Annotated in this window: 2 protein-coding genes and 1 tRNA gene; 2 read left to right on the top strand and 1 reads right to left on the bottom strand. The window is 40.0% G+C overall.

Translation table 11 applies throughout. The features are described from left to right. Positions 1–87 precede the first annotated feature (87 nt). Together FC60_RS09055 and FC60_RS09050 are read left to right on the top strand one after the other, a co-directional pair. Positions 88–161, top strand: a tRNA-Thr gene (locus FC60_RS09055). 57 nt (positions 162–218) lie between these two features. Further along, positions 219–935: an NADPH-dependent F420 reductase gene (locus FC60_RS09050; RefSeq protein WP_056938046.1), complete on the top strand. Its 717-nt coding sequence runs from the start codon at positions 219–221 to the stop codon at positions 933–935. 171 nt (positions 936–1106) lie between these two features. Here FC60_RS09050 and FC60_RS09430 read toward each other — a convergent pair. Then, positions 1107–1300, bottom strand: a 194-nt coding sequence (locus tag FC60_RS09430; protein WP_162252194.1) for a transposase, incomplete at its 5' end; no start/stop codon positions are given.

Genomic DNA, 1300 nt, shown 5'->3' with positions numbered 1-1300 from the left:
TCTGTCCAACTTAGGGGGTTCACTTCTCTTCAACAGGCGCCCTTTTTGTTTGTCGACAAGGTGAATGACATTCGGTATACTGAAGGAGCCATCTTAGCTCAGATAGGTAGAGCGTATCCATGGTAAGGATAAGGTCGGCGGTTCAAATCCGCCAGATGGCTTCACAGGAATTACACGTAGACATCGACGGTTTGAAAATTTGAAAGAGGAGTGGGTAAATGAAAACAATTGGCATTATTGGCGCAGGTGCGATGGGATTTGCGGAAGCAAGAGTAATTGTTGCTGCAGGATATAAAGTGATTCTTTCGGGTTCACGAGCACCGGAATTCTTGAAAGAGAAGGTGGCTATGCTGGGTGCAAATGCTTCTGCAGATACGCCAGAAGGCACAGCTACAAAATCAGACATCCTATTAATTGCTCTCCCATATGAGTATTTTGATACAATGCCTTTAGCAAAAATGCAAGGGAAAATCGCGATTCTTGTATCAAATCATATTTATGATGGTAGTCTCCCTGAAGTGGAGAATAAAAGCGTATCCTTTGCGACAGTGATAGCTAAAAAATATCCGGGTATTCGTTGGGTCAGAGCATTGAATAATTTGAACTCAGGTGTCTTTACGTCTCTCCCAAGAAAGAAAGGTGATCCTGAAAGATCTGCGGTGCCAGTTGCAAGTGATGATGAAAAAGCACTGGCAGAGGTTTCGGATCTCATTCAGAACATGGGTTTTGATACAGTAGAATTAAACACTTTGAAAGATAGCCTTCAATTCGAACCAATGACTCCAGCATTTGGGCTCCCATATTTGCGATATCCAGAAAAGCTCCAGGAATGGCTTGCAGGATTAAACGGAAGACGAGAAGTACCGCCATTTGATCCAGGGAGAACCGTTACAATAAAAGAACTTAAAGAATTGCTATCACAATGGAATAAATGATGATTTGCACTTTTTAGATCTAAAAGATGAGTCTTCTTAAATTTTCGAATCGCCTTATGTAGGGTAATAATTATTAATTAAATACCGACTTGTACTAAAGCCAGCTCTAAGTGAGTGAGGCTTTTTTAATTCTTTATGGTTGCTCGCTAAAGTTTAATGGGCNTTTAATTTCTATGCAAATATACAATCAATTCGTTTGAAGAAGTATTCAATGTTTGAGAAACCATAACAGCCACGTTTAAGGGACTTTATCTTACGATTAATACCTTCCAGCGGACCGTTGGAGTATTCAAATTTAATACTGTTCTTAATGAACCTCCGGTTCTTCTTAAAGGTATCAAGTTCTGTAAGGGTTGATTGATAAG

The organism is Limosilactobacillus gastricus DSM 16045, from assembly GCF_001434365.1.
Classification (GTDB): domain Bacteria; phylum Bacillota; class Bacilli; order Lactobacillales; family Lactobacillaceae; genus Limosilactobacillus; species Limosilactobacillus gastricus.
The sequence above is the reverse complement of the archived record's forward strand: the minus strand, read 5'-3'. Positions and strand labels throughout refer to the sequence as shown.